The 17259-nt window shown below is 67.6% G+C and carries 17 protein-coding genes; 7 read left to right on the top strand and 10 right to left on the bottom strand.

The window, feature by feature from the left end:
- The first annotated feature begins 190 nt into the window (after window positions 1–190).
- From QZ853_RS09440 to QZ853_RS09420, 5 genes are all read left to right on the top strand, one after another.
- Window positions 191–1600 (top strand): amidohydrolase, encoded by a 1410-nt coding sequence (locus tag QZ853_RS09440; RefSeq protein WP_295572296.1) that lies wholly within the window; start codon window positions 191–193, stop codon window positions 1598–1600.
- A complete protein-coding gene (locus QZ853_RS09435) occupies window positions 1600–2862 on the top strand; it encodes an amidohydrolase family protein (protein WP_295572294.1) in 1263 nt (420 codons plus the stop codon). Before QZ853_RS09440 ends, QZ853_RS09435 begins: the two co-directional genes overlap by 1 nt.
- Window positions 2863–2881: 19 nt before the next feature.
- The gene (locus tag QZ853_RS09430; RefSeq protein ID WP_295572292.1) at window positions 2882–3514 is read left to right on the top strand and encodes a 2-hydroxychromene-2-carboxylate isomerase; all 633 of its coding nucleotides are present in this window, start codon (window positions 2882–2884) and stop codon (window positions 3512–3514) included.
- 94 nt (window positions 3515–3608) lie between these two features.
- A complete protein-coding gene (locus QZ853_RS09425) occupies window positions 3609–4550 on the top strand; it encodes a DegV family protein (RefSeq protein WP_295572290.1) in 942 nt (313 codons plus the stop codon).
- Between the two features lie 77 nt (window positions 4551–4627).
- Window positions 4628–4966 (top strand): hypothetical protein, encoded by a 339-nt coding sequence (locus QZ853_RS09420; RefSeq protein ID WP_005414449.1) that lies wholly within the window; start codon window positions 4628–4630, stop codon window positions 4964–4966.
- 36 nt (window positions 4967–5002) lie between these two features.
- Here the strand turns inward: QZ853_RS09420 and QZ853_RS09415 are convergent, their stop codons facing one another.
- The 4 genes from QZ853_RS09415 to QZ853_RS09400 form a co-directional block, all read right to left on the bottom strand.
- Entirely contained in the window at window positions 5003–6415 is a 1413-nt protein-coding gene (locus QZ853_RS09415; RefSeq protein WP_295572288.1) for an efflux transporter outer membrane subunit, read from the bottom strand.
- The gene (locus QZ853_RS09410; RefSeq protein ID WP_295572285.1) at window positions 6412–7494 is read right to left on the bottom strand and encodes an HlyD family secretion protein; all 1083 of its coding nucleotides are present in this window, start codon (window positions 7492–7494) and stop codon (window positions 6412–6414) included. Before QZ853_RS09410 ends, QZ853_RS09415 begins: the two co-directional genes overlap by 4 nt.
- Before the next feature lie 23 nt (window positions 7495–7517).
- On the bottom strand, window positions 7518–9032 hold the full coding sequence (locus tag QZ853_RS09405) for an MFS transporter (protein ID WP_295572282.1): 1515 nt from the start codon (window positions 9030–9032) through the stop codon (window positions 7518–7520).
- 231 nt (window positions 9033–9263) lie between these two features.
- Window positions 9264–10172 (bottom strand): LysR family transcriptional regulator, encoded by a 909-nt coding sequence (locus QZ853_RS09400; protein WP_295572280.1) that lies wholly within the window; start codon window positions 10170–10172, stop codon window positions 9264–9266.
- Window positions 10173–10313: 141 nt separating this feature from the next.
- On the opposite strand from QZ853_RS09400, the gene QZ853_RS09395 reads away from it, so the two are divergent.
- Window positions 10314–10754: a universal stress protein gene (locus QZ853_RS09395; protein ID WP_295572278.1), complete on the top strand. Its 441-nt coding sequence runs from the start codon at window positions 10314–10316 to the stop codon at window positions 10752–10754.
- Between the two features lie 59 nt (window positions 10755–10813).
- On the opposite strand, the gene QZ853_RS09390 is transcribed toward QZ853_RS09395, so the two are convergent.
- The 6 genes from QZ853_RS09390 to QZ853_RS09365 form a co-directional block, all read right to left on the bottom strand.
- Entirely contained in the window at window positions 10814–12259 is a 1446-nt protein-coding gene (locus QZ853_RS09390) for a GGDEF domain-containing protein (RefSeq protein ID WP_295572275.1), read from the bottom strand.
- 94 nt (window positions 12260–12353) lie between these two features.
- A complete protein-coding gene (gene fghA / locus QZ853_RS09385) occupies window positions 12354–13184 on the bottom strand; it encodes an S-formylglutathione hydrolase (RefSeq protein WP_295572273.1) in 831 nt (276 codons plus the stop codon).
- 22 nt (window positions 13185–13206) lie between these two features.
- Window positions 13207–13551 (bottom strand): YqcC family protein, encoded by a 345-nt coding sequence (locus QZ853_RS09380; protein WP_295572270.1) that lies wholly within the window; start codon window positions 13549–13551, stop codon window positions 13207–13209.
- Between the two features lie 8 nt (window positions 13552–13559).
- Entirely contained in the window at window positions 13560–14669 is a 1110-nt protein-coding gene (locus QZ853_RS09375; protein WP_295572267.1) for an S-(hydroxymethyl)glutathione dehydrogenase/class III alcohol dehydrogenase, read from the bottom strand.
- Window positions 14670–14727: 58 nt separating this feature from the next.
- On the bottom strand, window positions 14728–15003 hold the full coding sequence (frmR, locus tag QZ853_RS09370) for a formaldehyde-responsive transcriptional repressor FrmR (protein WP_005411009.1): 276 nt from the start codon (window positions 15001–15003) through the stop codon (window positions 14728–14730).
- A 69-nt stretch (window positions 15004–15072) separates the two neighbouring features.
- Window positions 15073–15978 (bottom strand): LysR family transcriptional regulator, encoded by a 906-nt coding sequence (locus tag QZ853_RS09365; protein WP_295572265.1) that lies wholly within the window; start codon window positions 15976–15978, stop codon window positions 15073–15075.
- Between the two features lie 129 nt (window positions 15979–16107).
- Here QZ853_RS09365 and QZ853_RS09360 point away from each other — a divergent pair, with 129 nt between their 5' ends.
- Entirely contained in the window at window positions 16108–17211 is a 1104-nt protein-coding gene (locus QZ853_RS09360; RefSeq protein WP_295572263.1) for an alkene reductase, read from the top strand.
- Window positions 17212–17259 lie beyond the last annotated feature (48 nt).

The following is a 17259-nucleotide window of genomic DNA, read 5'->3' as shown; positions in this document are numbered from 1 at the left end:
AGGGCTGGCAGCAAGAGGAGAGCTACACGCTGCTGCGTTCGAACATCGCAGGTGTCATCAAAAATTAATGCTTCGTTCACAATTTCTGTATAGGGAAATTCCTACATCCGCCCGTGCCCAACGTCACTTGGCAACCTCCCCCGGCGCCGGATAGCGTCGGTGGATTCACGCGCCTGCCAGGGGAATCTGCATGCCATCCACGCTGTTGCGCGCCGGGCTTGGCCTGGCGTTGGCCTCACTGAGCACCGCTCCTGCGGTGGGCGCCTCGCGCTTCGTCGCCGACCCCTACCCCAGCACCTACCAGGCGCATCCGGATGCGCCGGTGCTGATCCAGAACGCCACCGTACTGACCGGCACCGGCCAGCGCCTGGACAATGCCGACGTGCTGCTGCGCGACGGTCGTATCGTTGCGGTCGGCCACCAGCTGCAGGCCGACGCCGGCATCACCCGCATCGATGCGCAGGGCAAGTGGGTCACCCCCGGCCTGATCGACGTGCACTCGCACCTGGGCGTCTACCCCAGCCCGGGCGTCGGCGCGCACAGCGACGGTAACGAAGTCACCGCGCCGGTCACCGCCAACGTCTGGGCCGAGCACTCGGTGTGGCCGCAGGACCCGGGCTTCGCCACCGCGCTGGCCGGCGGCGTGACCAGCATGCAGGTGCTGCCCGGCTCGGCCAACCTGGTCGGCGGCCGCGGCGTCACTCTGAAGAACGTACCGGCCATCACCTACCAGGCGATGAAGTTTCCCGGCGCGCCGTGGGGGCTGAAGATGGCCTGCGGCGAGAACCCCAAGCGGGTCTACGGCGAAGGCAAGGGCGTAGCCCCGGCCACGCGCATGGGCAATGTGGCCGGCTACCGTGCCGCCTTCATCGATGCCGCCGACTACATCGCCAAGAACACGCCCAAGCCGGCCAAGCGCAAGGGCTGGTTCGGCAGCGACAAGGGCGACAGCGCCGGTGATGCCGGCGGCAAGCGCGATCTCAAGCTGGACACGCTGGCCGGGGCCATCGAAGGCGACATCCGCGTGCACATCCACTGCTACCGTGCCGACGAAATGGCCACCATGCTCGATCTGGCAAAGGAGTTCGGCTTCAAGGTGGCCGCCTTCCACCACGGCGTGGAGGCCTACAAGCTGGCTGACCGGCTGGCCGCCGACGGCGTCTGTGGTGCGTTGTGGGCCGACTGGTGGGGCTTCAAGATGGAAGCCTTCGACGGCATCCAGGAGAACATCGCGCTGGTCGACCGCCCGAAGAACAGCTGCGCCATCGTACATTCCGATTCACCCGAGGGCATCCAGCGCCTGAACCAGGAGGCGGCCAAGGTGATGGCCTCGGCGCGACGTGCACGCATGCCGGAGATCACGCCCGAACATGCCATTACCTGGATGACGGCCAACGCCGCCAGGGCGCTGGGCATCGAGGACCAGACCGGCACCCTGGAGGCCGGCAAGATGGCCGACGTGGTGGTGTGGAACGGCAACCCTTTCAGTTCGTATGCGCTGGCCGAGCAGGTCTTCATTGATGGCCGCCGGCTGTATGACCGCAGCGCGCCGGCGAGCACGCCGCGTTCCGATTTCCAGCTTGGGCAGGAGATACGCTGATGGGTGCGTTGAACAAGCATCGCCGGGCATGGCCCGGCGCTACCGTGGCGGCATTGCTGTTGCTGGCAACCACGGCATCGGCGCAGGACCTGCTGGTGCGCAACGCGACAGTGCACACTGCCAGCGCGCGCGGCAGCCTGCAGAACGCCGACGTGCTGGTGCAGGGCGGCATCATCCGCGCGGTCGGCCCCGGCCTGTCCGCGCCGGCCGGAGCGACTGTGGTCGAAGCCAACGGCCGGCCGCTGACCCCGGCCCTGTTCGGAGGCATCACCGAGACCGGCATTGAAGAGGTCTCGGGTGAATCGAGCACGGTGGACAGTTCGCTGAAGCTCGGCCAGCAGCCGTTGCGCCCGGAGTTCGACGTCACCCTGGCCTACAACCCGGCCTCAGTGCTGATCCCGGTGACGCGGCTGGAGGGTTTCGGTTTCACCGCACTTGGGGCCGCCACCGGTGGCGGCTTCGTGGCCGGCCAGGGCGGCGTGATGCGGTTGGACGGCAGCGTCGACCCGATTGGCCCGCGCGCGCTGTTCCTGCGTCTGGGCGCGGCGGCATCGGAGCTGACCGGGCATTCGCGCGCCGCGCAATGGATGCTGCTGCAGCAGATGGTCGACGAAGCACGCGGCCAGGTTGCTGCGGATTCGCCGCACGCGCTGTTGACTCCGGCCGGGCGCCGCACGCTCAGCCGCTACCTGGCTGGCCAGGGCCGCATCGTGGTGGAGGTCGATCGTGCCTCGGACATCCGCCAGCTGTTGCGCTGGGCTGCGCGCGAGAAGGTGAAGATCGCCATTGCCGGTGCCGGCGAAGCCTGGCAGGTCGCGCCGGAGCTGGCTGCGGCACAGGTGCCGGTGTTCGTTGACGTGCTGGCCAACCTGCCGGCCAGCTTCGACCAGATCGGCGCCACCCTGGAAAACGCCGCACGCCTGCAGCGCGCCGGCGTGCCGGTGTCGTTCGTGCAGCGCAGCGACGCCACCCACAACGCGCGCAAGATGCGCCAGCTGGCCGGCAATGCGGTGGCCAACGGCCTGCCCTGGGCCGACGGTCTGGCCGGGCTGACCCGGGTTCCCGCACAGGCGTTCGGCGTGGCCGAGCAGATCGGCAGCATCGAGCCGGGCAAGCGCGCCGACCTGGTGCTGTGGGAAGGCGACCCGCTGGACGTGGCGCACTATGCCGAACAGGTCTGGCTGGGCGGCCGCGCGATGCCGATGCGCTCGCGCCAGACCGACCTGCGCGATCGCTACCTGCAGCGCAACGCGCGCCCCTGACCGCATAGGAACACCCCCCATGGCAACACTGCGCTGGTACTTCGATTTCGTCTCGCCCTACTCCTACCTGCACTGGCAGAAGCTGAAACAGCTGCCGCAGTTCGCACAGATCCAGACGGTGCCGATCGCCTTCGGCGCGGTGCTGCATCACCTCGGCAACCTGGGCCCGGCGGAAATCCCCGCCAAGCGCCGCTTCGCCTACCGCCACCTGCAGTGGACCGCACAGGCCGAGGGCACCCCGATGCGCTTTCCGCCCGGCCATCCGTTCAATCCGCTGTCGGCGCTGCGCCTGTGCCTGGCCGCCGGTGCCAGCGCGCAGGCGGTGGACGTGCTGTTCGACTGGATCTGGCGCGATGGCCGCGCCGGTGACAGCGCCGAGGCCCTGCGCGAACCGGGTGCGCAGCTGGGCATCGAAGATGTCGCAACCGCCATTGCCGGTCCGGCGGTAAAAGAGCAACTGCGGCGCAACACGGAAGCCGCAATTGGCGCGGGCGTGTTCGGGGTCCCGACCCTGGCCATTGACCAGGACCTGTTCTGGGGCAACGACGCCCACCCGCTGATGGCGGCCGTACTGGCCGATCCGGCCCTGCTGCAGCAGCCCGAATGGCAACGCCTGGACAGCCTGCCGGTGGCGGTGCAGCGCAATCGCTGAACAGGGCGTGGCGTGTTCCCCTCGCGCGCCACGCCAGGTTTTGAGATAGATTTCACATTTCCGAACTACAACCGCCCTGGAGGGGGAGCCGCGGATGCGCATCGGAATCGTCGTCGACTCTGCCTGCGACCTGCCGCAGGACTTCATTGCCGAGCACAACATCGTGCTGCTGCCGATCACCGTCCGCATCGGCGAAGCCGTGCTGGCCGATCACCGCGATGAGCAGGCCACACTGAGCTTCCTGCACGCCCACGTGGCCGAGCATGGCGCTGAAGCGGAAACCATCCCCTTCAGCGTCAACCAGATCCGCGACCTGTTCCTGCAGCAGCTGGTGATCGATTACGACCACGTGTTCTGCATGACCATCACCAAGACCCGCAGCCCGATCCATGACCACGCGCTGCAGGCCAGTTTCGCGATCCTCAACGACTACAAGCCAGTGCGGCAGGCGGCGGGCTACCACTCGCCGTTCGCGCTGCGCGTGCTCGACACCCAGAACCTGTTTGCGGCGCAGGCCGTGACCGCGATCGAGGCCGTGCGCCTGCGCGACAGCAACGCCAGCGTGCAGCAGATCCGTGAGCGGCTGGAGGAACTGGCCGGCAATGTGCATGGCTACATGGTCACCCGCGACCTGTACTACATGCGTGCGCGTGCACGGCACAAGGGCGACCGCAGCGTCGGCCTGCTCAGCGCCGCGCTGGGCAGCGCGCTGGACATCAAGCCGGTGCTGCATGGCTACCGCGGCGAGACCGGGCCGGTGGCCAAGATCAAGGGCTTCGACAACGCCGTGCAGAAACTGTTTTCAGTGGTGGGCCAGCGCGTGCGCGCCGGGCTGATGACGCCGACAGTCTGCGTCAGCTATGGCGGTGAACTGGACGAACTGCGCAGCCTGCCCGGCTACGCCCAGTTGAAAGAGGTCTGCGCCGCCCATGGGGTGAGCGTTTACGAATCGGTGATGAGCCTGACCGGTATGGTCAACGTCGGCAAGGGCGCGGTCACCGTGGGCTTCGCCGATGGGCCACATCGATTTGAATGAAGGCCGACCGCGGCGGGAATCTGCACATCGATTCCACTGCGGCTGTGCCAGTCTTGCCGCACTTCAAGGAGAACTCCATGCCTGCGCAGTACCACATCAGCCTGCCCGACCCGTCCAAGGCCCGTGGCAATGACCCTGACCTGTCCTTCCACTCGCAGGGCGCCGCCGGTTTCGCCGAAGAGCTGCAGGATGCCCTGCGCAGCGGCACGCTGTTCGAGCGCTGGAAGGCCAAGCAGCCCGACCCGGACGCGGTGGAACCGCAGTGGGGCGTGACCGATCCGGACGCCACCGTGACCGGCGAGCAGAAAGACCTGCGCATCAACCTGGTCGCCACCACCCGCATCGACAGTGATGTGTTCAAGCAGCGCCTGCGCCTGCTGGCCGGCAGCCACTGGGAACTGCGCGACGTGCGTTGAGGTGCCCGCCGGGCATGGCCCGGCGTTTCCATTGCCCTACCAGCCACCGCCCAGCGCGCGGTACAGCTCCACCCGCGCGATTGCCGCCGTAGCCTGGCTGTTGGCCAGTGCGGCCTGGTTGTCCAGCGCGATGCGCTGAGTGGTCAGCACGTCCAGCATGTCGACCACGCCGGCCTGGTACTGCCGGCGCGCCGCACCCAGCGCGGTCTCGCTTTCGTCCACCGCCACGTGCAGCTGCACGGTGCGCTGCTGTTCGGCGGCGTAACCATCGATGGCATCGTCCACTTCGTGCCACGCACGCAGCACGGTACGGCGGAACTGCAGGGCCGACTGTTGCTGCTGCAGCCTGCTCAGCGCGAGATTGGCCTTCAGCCGTCCGCCCTGGAAGATCGGCAGGCTGATCGACGGCCCGATGCTGAAGCGGTGCGCGTTCCAGCCATCCAGATCATCCAGCTGCTTGGCCTGGAAGCCAGCGTCGCCATTCAAGGTGATGCGCGGCAGGAAACTGGCCTTGGCCACGCCGATGCCGGCCGTTGCGGCATGCAACGCCGCTTCGGCACGACGGATGTCCGGGCGACGCTCGGCCAGTTCGCTGGGCAGCCCCACCGCCACCGCCGGCAGTGCCGGCCAGTCACGGCGTGCATCCAGCAGCCGCGCATCCAATGCCTGCGGGGGCTGTGCCAGCAGGAACGCCAGTGCATTGCGCAGCTGCGATTCACGATGCCGCAGCGGCGCGATGCGAGCCTGCAACGAGGCTACCTGCGCCGCCGCGCTGGACACCTGCAGCGTGCTGGCCACGCCCTGCTGCTGGCGTGCCTCGGTCAGGCGCTTGATGTCGTGGGCAATGCTGAGGTTGTCTTCGGTGATCGCCAACAACTGCCGCGTTGCACGCAATTGCAGGTAATCACGCGCGGTTTCCGCCAGCAGCGCGATGCGCACTGCATGTGCATCCTCCTCGGCCATCTGCACGCGTGCATCGGCGGCTTCCAGCTGACGGCGCACGCGCCCCCACAGATCCAGTTCCCAGCTCAGGCCGGCCCCAGCCTGGAACAGCCCGTAATCATCGCGGCCGCCGTTACCGGAGGGATCGTTCAGGCCCACTTCGCTGTTGCGTGCGCGGGTGCCACTGGCGCTGGCGCCGACGCTGGGAAGGCGGTCGGCGGCACTGATGCCGCGTGCGGCGCGGCTCTGCTGCACGCGGTTGGCCGCCAGCTGCAGGTCGAGGTTGGCCTCCAGCACCTGGCTGGCCAGCTGGCCCAGCAGCGGATCGTCAAAACCGGCCCACCAGACCGCGTCCTGGTCGATGGCGTTGCCGGCGACAGCCTCACCCTGCCAATGGCTGGGCAGTTCGGCCTGCGGGCGTACGAAGTCCGGGCCCATCGTGCAGGCAGCCAGTGCGGTGCACAGAGCAGCCGCGACAAACGCACGGAACACGGTAAGCGTGCTCATGCGCCCTCCCCGGCCGATGGGCCCGGACCGTGCTGCACACGCTGTGTGCGCACGCGGCTATCCAGGTCAACGCGGGCTTCCACCGACATGCCGGCACGCAGCTGGTCCAGCAGCGGCTGGCCCGGCTCCAGCACGATCTTCACCGGAATGCGCTGCACCACCTTGGTGAAGTTGCCGGTGGCATTCTCCGGTGCGACGGCGGCGAAGGTGACGCCGGTGGCCGGCGCGATGCTGTCGATGTGCCCGCGTAGTGGCTTGCCCGGGAACACGTCCACCTTCAGTTCGACCTGCTGGCCGGCCTGCATGCGGGTCATCTGTGTTTCCTGGAAGTTGGCAACCACGAAGGCACGCTTCAGCGGCACCACTGCGGCTACGGGGGTGCCCGGGGTCAGGTAGGCACCCACGCGCACTGCACGACGACCGACCGTGCCGTCAATCGGTGCACGCAGCACGGTGTGCGACAGATCCAGTTCGGCGCGTGCCTGCGCCGCTTCCGCGCGTTGCACGGCAGCCTGCGCGGCCTGCACACCCGCACTGAGGATGTCGGTGCGCTGACGCGCGGTCGACAAGGCCGCCTGGCCCTGCTGCAGATGGGCACTGGCTACAGCCTGCTTCGACTGCGCCTGCTGCGCGTTCTGTACGGTTCCGGCGCCATCGCGGGCCAGCTCGCGGTAGCGCTGCTGGTCGGCACTGGCCAGGGTCAGTTCGGAGCGACTGACATCGACACTGGCCTTGGCCTGCTCGATCAACGAGCCCTGCTGGGCCAGCGCGGCCTGCGCGTTGGCCAGTTGCGCGCGGGCATTGGCGAGGTCGGCACGTGCTGCCTGCAACGCCACCTGGTAATCGCGGTCGTCGATGCGGGCGAGCACGTCACCGGCCTTTACCGGTTGGTTGTCCCGCACCTCGACGCTGCTGACGAAGCCGGCCACCTTCGGGGCGACCACGGTGAAATCGGCATTGACGTAGGCGTTGTCGGTGCGCTGGTAGCGCCCGTCGCGCAGCAGCAACCAGCTGCCGACGGCCAGGGCCAGCACGCCCAGCGCAAGGCCGATGTTGAGGGTTGTCTTGTTGAGGCTCATGCGGGAGTCCTTGCGGGTAAAGGTCAGGCCACAGCACGTGGCGGATGGACACGGCTTGCCCACGGCAGCAGCGGCAGGCAGCCCAGGGCTACCAGCGCTACCAGCCAATAAAGGTCCGCCGAAGTCAGCGCCTGCACCTGGGCGTGCAGGCGTGCGGGCAGATCGGCGCTGGCCGGCACCCACGGCTGGTTGCCCAGGTGGTCGACCAGCGCGGTCGAATGGAGGTGTCGCCGTGACTGCCCGACCGCATCGAGCACGCCACCGGCGAACACCGCCGAAAAGCCTTTGACGGTGTTGAACCAGGCCGAGGCAAAGGGACCGTCCTGCGGGGCCAGGCCGGTGGTGGCCAGCAACAGCAACGGCAGCACCGCCATCGGCTGCGCCACGACCTGCAGCAGCTGCACCCACAGGAAGGTGTCACGGTTCCACTGCACGTCCAGGTGCGCGCCGATGAAGCACGCCGCCGCCAGCAGCAACAATCCGATCGCCTGCACCCAGCGGCAGTCCACCGCACGCTGGTTCATCAGGGCAGCCACCAGCGGCAGTGCGATGATCTGCGGCAGCGCCACCCACAACAACATCGGCGCGGTCTGCAACGGGCGGTAGCCCTGCACGCTGGCGAGGAACCCGGAGGGGATGGAGATGACGGCCAGCAGCACGAACAGCACACCCACGCAGGTGACCAGCGAATAGCTGAGATTGCGATGGGCCAGCAGTTGCAGCTTGAAGAACGGCAGTGGGTGGAACCACTCATTGATGAAGAACAGCACCAGAAGGCCGCTGCCGCCGCCCAGCAACACCGTGATCAGCGGCGAATCGAACCAGTTCAGGCGGGCACCCTGGGTCAGGCCCAGCACCAGCATCACCAGCGCCGGCAGGCCCAGGGCCAGGCCGACACCGTTGAACTGGGCAAAGCGCTCCAGGCGCATCGGGTCCTGCGGCAAGCCCCAGCCGACCATCACCATGCCGGCCACGCAGAACGGCACGATCTGCCAGAACGCGAACTGCCAACCCGCGTGCTCGACCCACAGCGCGGCCAGCGGCGTGCCCATGCTCGGCCCGAACGTTGCAGTGAGCGCATAGCCTGCCAGGCCGTACAGCTTGATACCCGGCGGCAGGAAGCGCAGCGCCACGCTCATCAGCAGCGGTGGCAGGGCGCCGCCGGCCAGGCCCTGCAACGCGCGCAGCAGCAGGAAGGTCGGCAGGTTCGGTGCCAGCGGGCACAGCACGCCCAGCACCATGAAGGCGGCGATCATCACCAAGCCGAAGCGGCGCAACGAGAAGGTAGCCGCGCACCAGGGCGCGAAGGCCATCGCGCTGACCGACATGGCGCTGTAGATGCCGGTGATCCAGGTGCCGTCATCGACACTGAACCCCATCGCGCCGCGGATGTCGGCCAGCGCGACCTTGGTGACGTTCTCGTTGAAGCCCGACAGCAGTACCACCAGCAGCACGCCGCACAGACCGACCCCGATGCGGCGATCGAATGTGGGGGCAACGGGGACTGCCGGGGTCCGTGGCAGGCTGATCGCGCTCATGGGTGCGGGCCGATCCGTGCAGCGCGCGGCAGTTGAAGCGACATGGCGTGCGCTCCGTGGATGTGGGGAGCGCAGTCTAGGCAGGCCCACTGCTGCGAAAAATGGCGTGGATGCGATGCCAGCCGTGCACGAAACGCACGGGTTGCCGTGCTCAACGAGGTGCCGCTTGGTCGCCCACGCCTTGCCCGCGCTCCATGCAATGCCGTTCCGTAGCGTCGAGCCAGCTCGACGCTACACCGCGTCGGCGTCGCACATGCTCTTGATCGTACGGCGCAGCCAGCGGTGCGCTGGGTCATTGTCCATGCGCGGATGCCAGGCCTGCACCAACGCCACCGTGCGTACTGGCACCGGCAGCGGGAACATGCGCAGTGGCAGTCCCATGTAGGCAATCCGATCGAGCATCACGCTGGGCATCTGCGGCAGCACCAGGTCCGAGGAGGCTGCAGCGAAGATCGCGCCGTGGAAGGTGGGGATGACCATCGCCACCCGCCGCCGCAGGCCCAGCTGTGCCAGTTCGTCATCGATCGGCCCATGCGCGATGCCGCGTCGCGAGACGGCGATGTGGTCGCAGGCGGCAAACCGCTCTGCAGTGATATCGCCGTCGAACAGCGGATGATCCTCGCGGGCTGCGCCGAGCAGTGCCGTGGTGAACAGGTTCTGTACCTTGGTTTCCTGCGTATGCTTGCCGGCCGTGCTGATGTACAGGTCGATCCGGCCCTGCACCATCGCGTCATCGTCGGAGTCACCTTCAGGCATGAACCGCAGCGTGCAACGTGGCGCCTGCTGGTGGAACACTTCGCGCAGGCGGCCGCCGTAGCTGCCGATGAACACGTCGTTGGCGCGGATGCTGAAGGTATGTTCCAGGGTCTGGATGTCCACCTCACGCCCATCATTGAACACCCGATGAGCCTGCTCGATCACGTCGCGCACCTGCTCGCGCAGTTCCAGCGCGCGCGGGGTCGGCGCCAGGCCGCGGCCGGCGCGTACCAGTACCGGGTCGCCCAGCGCGTCGCGGATCCGCCCCAGGGTGCGGCTCATGGCAGGCGCGCTCAGATTCATGCGCCGGGCCGCCCCAGCGACGCTGCCTTCGTCCAGCAGGACATCCAGGGCCAACAGCAGGTTCAGGTCGGGCAGGGGCATATCAGTCTCCAGCGGGTGGAATGACTCTACGACACTCTCAGACAAGGTCGATTGCATGCTGTGCACGTATTTCCTGCGCCGCACGGCATGGGTGCGCCCGGTGACATCGGCGACCATCCCCGGCCTGCCAAGGAGACATCGATGTTCCATACCCTGCTGGTCGCCCTCGACGGCGGCCCCCAGCATGCACGCGTGCTGGACCTGGCTGCGGCCATCGCCGGCCCGCGCAGCCGCCTGCACCTGCTGTGCGTGCTCGACCCCGAATTCGCGCTGGCCGCCGATGCCAGCGAGGCCGACCGCATCGAATACCCGGAAGCCGCGCGCCAGCGCTCGCGTGCCGAAGCGGTGCTGGCCGAAGCGCTGGCCGAGCTGCGCGAGCGCGGCGTCGATGCCATCGCGCAGATTCCCTCCGGCGAACCCGGCGAAGTGATCAGCGAACAGGCCAGGCGGCTGAAGTGCGACCTGATCGTGATCGGCCACCGCCACCTGTCCCGCCTGCAACGCCTGCTCGACAGCTCGGTGGCGCAATGGACGCTGGATCACGCACCGTGCCCGGTACTGGTGGAGACCGGCAACCGCTGACCTGCCCCGCTCGGATGGACGCCAACCCTGGTTGGCAACTACCGGCGCCGCCGGCGCACTCAACAATCCATCGTGCCGTGCTCGTTTCCTTCGTCATCCAGCACATGCGCGTGCAGCACCACCTGATTGCGCCCGGCACGCTTGGCCGCATACAGGCCGGCATCGGCATCGGCCAGCAACTGGTCGGCGCTGGCCAGCGCAGGGGGATGCAGGTAGCCCACGCCGACACTGATGCTGATTGACCCTTCAGGCAGCGGCAGCACCTCCACCGCCTCGCGCAGCCGCTCGGCCAGCGCCAGCACGCCCGACAGTGCGCTTCCGGACACGATCACCGCGAATTCCTCGCCGCCATAACGCGCGACACTGTCGCCAGCGCGACCGGCGGTGGCCTTCAACGCCGTCGCCACCGCTTGCAGGCAGCGGTCTCCGGCAGGATGACCGTGCTGGTCGTTGAACGCCTTGAAGTGATCGATGTCGACCAGCAGCAGGGCCAGCTCACTGCCGCTGCGGCGGGCGCGGTTCCATTCGGCCTGCAGTACTGCATCGAACTGGCGCCGATTGGCGACACCGGTCAGGCCATCCTGGCGCGCCAGCTGGTCCAGCGACGCCTGCCGCTCCATCAGGTCGACCTGCAGCAGGATGCTGCGCAGGCCGAAGCCCAGTGTTGCGACCACGAAACCGGCCACCGCCAGCGGGCGCGCATGGTCAACCACCAGCGTGCCGACCACCAGCAGCAGCAGCGGCAGGATCATCGGGCCAGCCGCCTGCACGGTTCGTGCCAGGCGTGGATGCAGCACGAGGCTGGGCGCCGGGGCCTGGCTCAGCGCCAGCAGGGCCAGCAGCAGGAACGGCAGGTCGATCAGCAGATCGTTGTAGGCACCAAACGACTGCTCCTCGGTGTAGTGATTGATGTAGTACGCCACCAGCAGATAGGCCACGGCATACTTGGCCAGCGCGCGGAAGAAGCTGCGACGCTCGGACACATCGCCGACCAGCCAGCGCACCACCGCAAACGCGGCGATGCACAGGTTCTGGATGTCGAACATGCGCTGCATGTTGGCCATCGCGTGATCGTCGATGTCGATGCGGCTGGCGAATGACTGCGTGTGCACGAAGAACAGCACACCCAGCAGCGCCGCCATCGCCGCGTCGATCAGGCTGATGCTCAGCCGCTCGCGCCGGGCACGGGCCAGGATGAACACCAGCGGCACGCCGTACAGCACATACAGCAGCAGGCTGACTCGTGGCGTGACATCGGCACGACCGGCGCCCAGCGCGTCGATCATGTTGAAGGCCATGCCGCCCGCCCACAGCAGCAGGGCCAATGCGGTGGCGCGCCAGCCCAGCGCGGCACCGTCACGGCGCGCCCGCCACAGGCAGGCGGCGGCGGCCAGCAGCGGTGCTGCGGTGAGGAACACGAATGATCCCGCACCCGCCGGTCCCGGCCACAGGGCCAGGACCAGGCCGTGGCAGAGTACATAGAGCAGCGCCAGCACTACCGGCATGCATCCCCCGATCCGCAAGGCCGTACGCGCGCACAATAGCCCGGCGGGGCGCCACGATGGTGTGATCCAACGCTGAAAAAGGGGACGGAGCGGGTCAGCCGTGCAGGGCGCGGGCGTGGTGGGCGATGTGCTCCCCGATGAAGCTGGCGATGAAGTAGTAGCTGTGGTCGTACCCCGGCTGAAGGCGCAGGGTCAGCGGGTGGCCAACCGCCTCGCAGGCCTGCTGCAGGCGTTCGGGCTGCAACTGGGTCTGCAGGAATTCATCGGCCGCGCCCTGGTCAACCAGCAGCGGCAGGCGCTCTTCGGCAGTGGCCAGCAGTACGCAGGCATCCCAGTGCGCCCAATCGGCCGGATTGTCGCCCAGATAGGCAGTGAATGCCTTCTGCCCCCAAGGCACCTGGCTGGGCGCGACGATCGGCGAGAACGCCGACACGCTGCGGTAGCGCCCGGGGTTGCGCAGCGCGATCACCAACGCACCGTGGCCGCCCATCGAATGCCCGCTGATGGCCCGCGCGCCGGTTACCGGGAAGTGGGCTTCGATCAGCGCCGGCAGCTCCTGCACCACGTAGTCATGCATGCGGTAGTGCTTCGCCCACGGCGGCTCGGTGGCGTTGAGATAGAAGCCCGCACCCTTGCCCAGGTCGTAGCCTTCGGCATCGGCCACGTCATCGCCGCGCGGGCTGGTATCGGGCGCGACGATGATCACCCCGTGCTCGGCCGCGTAGCGTTGCGCACCGGCCTTGGTGATGACGTTCTGCTCGGTGCAGGTCAGCCCGCTCAGCCAGTACAGCACCGGCAGCGTCTGCGTTTCCGCCTGCGGCGGCAGGTACACGGCGAACTGCATGTCGCAGCCCAGCGTGGCCGAGCGGTGACGGTAGACGTCCTGCCAACCGCCGAAACAGGCGCGATGTTCGATGCGTTCCATGGAACTCTCCTGCGTGGCGGCTTCAGCCGCCACGTGTGTTGATCAATTCATCCAGCTGCGACAGCAGGCGCAGCAGCGGTTCGACGCCGGGCCGGCCGTCCAGGTTGCGGTACGCGGCCACCGCCACGTTGCTGCGCGGCGGCCATTGGCCGTCGGCACGCGCTTCGTGCAGGCGGGGCAGGAACACCTGCCCCAACCAGTGCTCGAACGGCATCTCATCGATACCGAAGGGTGAATCCACGGCACGCGGCGGCCCGACCGGCCCGTCGACCCAGCCCAGCGCACGCAGTGCCTGCTCGATCGGTTCGACCAGCGCCGCGCGCGGGTCATCCGCGCGCGGCCTGCGCAGGGCATCGAACCAGCCCATGCCGCGGCTCAGTAGTGGACCACCGAACGGATCGACTTGCCTTCATGCATCAGGTCGAAGGCGTCGTTGATCCTGTCCAGATCCATGGTGTGGGTCACGAACGGCGCCAGCTCGATATCGCCCTTCATCGCGTCCTCGACCATGCCCGGCAGCTGGCTGCGGCCCTTCACGCCACCGAAGGCGGTGCCCATCCACTTGCGCCCGGTCACCAGCTGGAACGGACGGGTGGAAATCTCCTGGCCCGAGCCAGCCACGCCGATCACCACGCTCTGGCCCCAGCCACGGTGTGCGCATTCCAGCGCCGCACGCATCACGTTGACGTTGCCGATGCACTCGAAGCTGTGGTCCACGCCCCAGCCGGTCATTTCCACGATGACCTGCTGGATCGGCGTGTCGAAATCCTTAGGATTGATGCAGTCGGTGGCACCGAATTCGCGCGCCAGCTCGAACTTGGACGGGTTGGTGTCCACCGCGATGATGCGGCCCGCCTTGGCCTGGCGCGCGCCCTGGATGACGGCCAGGCCGATGCCGCCGAGGCCGAACACCGCCACGCTGTCGCCTTCCTGCACTTTGGCAGTGTTGTGCACCGCGCCGATGCCGGTGGTCACGCCGCAGCCGAGCAGGCAGACGTGTTCCGGGTTGGCATCCGGGTTGATCTTGGCCAGCGACACTTCAGCCACTACGGTGTACTCGCTGAAGGTCGAGCAGCCCATGTAGTGGTACAACGGCTCGCCGTTGTAGCTGAAGCGGCTGGTGCCGTCGGGCATCACGCCCTTGCCCTGGGTGGCGCGCACGGCCACGCACAGGTTGGTCTTGCCGCTCTTGCAGAACAGGCACTCGCCACACTCGGCGGTGTACAGCGGAATCACGTGGTCGCCCGGCTTGACGCTGGTCACGCCCTCGCCCACCTCCACCACGATGCCGGCACCCTCATGGCCCAGCACCACCGGGAACAGGCCTTCCGGGTCGTCGCCGGACAGGGTGAATGCATCGGTGTGGCAGACACCGGTGTGGGTGATCTTGACCAACACTTCGCCGGCCTTCGGCGGGGCGACGTCGATTTCGACGATCTGCAGTGGCTGGCCGGGACCAAAGGCGACGGCGGCGCGGGACTTCATGGTGGACTCTCCAAAGACAGGCAGTAACAGGATGGACGGTGCAATGTTGCGCCGTCGTTTACTTCAGGTAAGAGCGGATCAACGCGCTCATGTCGCGCACGCGTTCGGCGCGTTGTTCATCGGAGGCTGCGGGCTGGCCGAACTCCTCGCGCAGATGAGCCTCCATCACCTCGGACATCAGGCCGTTGACCGCGCCACGGATGGCCGCGATCTGCTGCAGCACCGGCCCGCAGTCAGCGCCGGCTTCCAACGCGCGGTCCAGCGCATCGCACTGGCCGCGGATGCGACGCACGCGGGCCAGGACCTTCTTTTTCTCTTCAGGGGAGTGGGGCATGGCCGGGCCACCTCGGAACTATACTGGGGGATAGTATACACAGCGACGTTACGGACTCAATCCGCGGCCTCAGTCAAATGCGCCCTGGCCTGCCAGCCGTGCCAGTTCGTCCACCACATAGCGCACCTTTGGCCGCAGGTGACGTGTTGGCGGCCACAGCGCGTGAATGTCGATATGGCGCTGCATGTGCGCATCCAGCACCGAGTGCAGTGCACCGGATTCAAGGTGCCTGCGCAGCAGTGAAGCCGGCATCTGGCAGATGCCGAGGCCGGCAAGGGCACCCTCGATCACCGCGTCGCCGTCGTTGAGCTGGTAGGTGGCATTCGGGATGAATGTCCCTTCTGCCTCATCGCTGCCGACCCGCCACGCCACCGGCTGGCCATGGCGGAAGCCGACGATGCTGCGGTGCTGCGCCAGTTCCTCCACGGTTTGCGGAACGCCATGCGCCTGCAGATACTCCGGCGATGCGCAGGTGACCAGGCGCTGGCGCCCGAGCCGTCGCGCCACCAGGTGCTCGGCGTGATGCAATCCACCAAAGCGGATGAGCAGGTCGATGCCCTCCTCGACCGGATCGACGAAGTGATCGGTGAAGGTCATCGTCAGCTGCAGGTCCGGGTACTGCCGGCACAGTTTCAGCAACACCGGCAGCACCACCAGCCGCCCGAACGAAGACGGCATGTCGATGCGCAGCCGCCCGCTGGGCAGGCCACCCGAGCCGAGACAGGCTTCGGCGGCGGAGATCTCTTCCAGCGCCGCCGCGCACGAAGCGTAGTAGGCCTCGCCGTCGGTGGTCAGCGCGATCCGCCGCGTGGTGCGATTGAACAAGCGCACGCCCAGCCGCGTTTCCAACCGGGCGATGGCCTTGCCCACCGCCGAACGCGAAATGCCCAGCGCATCGGCGGCTTCGGTGAAGCTACCGGAGCGCGCAGTGGTCACGAAGGTCACCAGGCCGTTCAGGGGTTCCAGTGGCAGCATTTTCAGCACCCGATTGGGGACAAATATTCCCGCACCGAGGGAAATCGAAGCGCTTTATGCACCTGCATGTCAACCCCATCCTGTGTGCATCGCGCCGCTGGCGCCCTCCCCCGCACCGAGATGACCGACATGACCGCCGCCCTGTTCCAGCCGTTCGACCTGGCAGGCACCGCCCTGAGCAACCGCATCGTGATGGCTCCAATGACGCGCGCCCGCAATCCTGGCACCGTCGCCAACGCACTCACCGCGCAGTATTACCGGCAGCGTGCCAGCGCCGGCCTGATCATCAGCGAAGGCACGCCAGTCTCGCCGCAGGGACAGGGCTACATCGACGTGCCAGGCATCTGGTCGGCCGAGCAGGTGGCCGGATGGAGGCTCGTGACCGAGGCGGTCCATGCCGCGCACGGCACGATCTTCGCCCAGCTCTGGCATGTCGGCCGCATGTCGCACAGCTCGCTGCAGCCCGACGGCGGCCAGCCGGTCAGCGCCGGCACGCGCCCGGTGGCCAGCGCACCGAAGAACACCTCGTTCGTGTACCTGGCCGATGGCAGCCGCGGCCATGCCGATCCGACCCCGGCGCGTGCACTGGATACCACAGAGATTCCCGGCATCGTCGACGACTTCGTGCGTGGCGCCGAGCATGCGATCGCCGCCGGCTTCGACGGCATCGAGCTGCATGCCGCCAATGGCTATCTGTTCGAACAGTTCCTCAACCCGCTCATCAACCAGCGCCAGGACCGTTACGGTGGCTCGCTGCCGAACCGTGCGCGGCTGATCCTGGACACCGTCGATGCGATGGCGCAGCGGATCGGCGCGCAGCGGATCGGCGTGCGCCTGGCACCGAACAATCTCACCTTCGACATGCCGTTCTACCCTGACAACGAAGCCACCTATCTGTACCTGGCCGAGGAACTGGGCAAGCGCGGCCTGGCCTATGTGCATCTCAATGACAACCTGCAGGCAGGCCAGTCAGTGCTGGGCAAGGCCTTCCTGCAGCAGTTCAAGCAGGCCTATGGTGGCACCCTGATCGTGGCCGGTGGCATGACCCGCGAACGCGCGCTACAGCTGGTCGAGGCCGGTACCATCGACCTGGCTGCGTTCGGTCAGCCGTTCATCGCCAACCCGGATCTGGTCGCGCGCCTGCAGCACGACATTGCGCTGGCCACGCCCGATCGCAGCACGTATTACGGCGGCGGTGAAGCCGGTTACCTGGATTACCCGGCCGCAGGCTGATGCCGTGCGTGGTCGGAGCCCCGCCGGTGGCGGGACTCCGACCCATGC

The sequence above is a fragment of the uncultured Stenotrophomonas sp. genome, assembly GCF_913778665.1.
Taxonomy (GTDB): domain Bacteria; phylum Pseudomonadota; class Gammaproteobacteria; order Xanthomonadales; family Xanthomonadaceae; genus Stenotrophomonas.
Note: the sequence above shows the minus strand (reverse complement) of the source record. Positions and strands in the feature narration are given on the sequence as shown.

Bases quoted from the DNA above. Each gene is read 5' to 3' on its own strand.
- QZ853_RS09440 (WP_295572296.1), top strand. From the start codon at position 191: ATGCCATCCACGCTGTTGCGCGCCGGGCTTGGCCTGGCGTTGGCCTCA.
- QZ853_RS09435 (WP_295572294.1), top strand. From the start codon at position 1,600: ATGGGTGCGTTGAACAAGCATCGCCGGGCATGGCCCGGCGCTACCGTG.
- QZ853_RS09430 (WP_295572292.1), top strand. From the start codon at position 2,882: ATGGCAACACTGCGCTGGTACTTCGATTTCGTCTCGCCCTACTCCTAC.
- QZ853_RS09425 (WP_295572290.1), top strand. From the start codon at position 3,609: ATGCGCATCGGAATCGTCGTCGACTCTGCCTGCGACCTGCCGCAGGAC.
- QZ853_RS09420 (WP_005414449.1), top strand. From the start codon at position 4,628: ATGCCTGCGCAGTACCACATCAGCCTGCCCGACCCGTCCAAGGCCCGT.
- QZ853_RS09415 (WP_295572288.1), bottom strand. From the start codon at position 6,415: ATGAGCACGCTTACCGTGTTCCGTGCGTTTGTCGCGGCTGCTCTGTGC.
- QZ853_RS09410 (WP_295572285.1), bottom strand. From the start codon at position 7,494: ATGAGCCTCAACAAGACAACCCTCAACATCGGCCTTGCGCTGGGCGTG.
- QZ853_RS09405 (WP_295572282.1), bottom strand. From the start codon at position 9,032: ATGAGCGCGATCAGCCTGCCACGGACCCCGGCAGTCCCCGTTGCCCCC.
- QZ853_RS09400 (WP_295572280.1), bottom strand. From the start codon at position 10,172: ATGCCCCTGCCCGACCTGAACCTGCTGTTGGCCCTGGATGTCCTGCTG.
- QZ853_RS09395 (WP_295572278.1), top strand. From the start codon at position 10,314: ATGTTCCATACCCTGCTGGTCGCCCTCGACGGCGGCCCCCAGCATGCA.
- QZ853_RS09390 (WP_295572275.1), bottom strand. From the start codon at position 12,259: ATGCCGGTAGTGCTGGCGCTGCTCTATGTACTCTGCCACGGCCTGGTC.
- fghA (WP_295572273.1), bottom strand. From the start codon at position 13,184: ATGGAACGCATCGAACATCGCGCCTGTTTCGGCGGTTGGCAGGACGTC.
- QZ853_RS09380 (WP_295572270.1), bottom strand. From the start codon at position 13,551: ATGGGCTGGTTCGATGCCCTGCGCAGGCCGCGCGCGGATGACCCGCGC.
- QZ853_RS09375 (WP_295572267.1), bottom strand. From the start codon at position 14,669: ATGAAGTCCCGCGCCGCCGTCGCCTTTGGTCCCGGCCAGCCACTGCAG.
- frmR (WP_005411009.1), bottom strand. From the start codon at position 15,003: ATGCCCCACTCCCCTGAAGAGAAAAAGAAGGTCCTGGCCCGCGTGCGT.
- QZ853_RS09365 (WP_295572265.1), bottom strand. From the start codon at position 15,978: ATGCTGCCACTGGAACCCCTGAACGGCCTGGTGACCTTCGTGACCACT.
- QZ853_RS09360 (WP_295572263.1), top strand. From the start codon at position 16,108: ATGACCGCCGCCCTGTTCCAGCCGTTCGACCTGGCAGGCACCGCCCTG.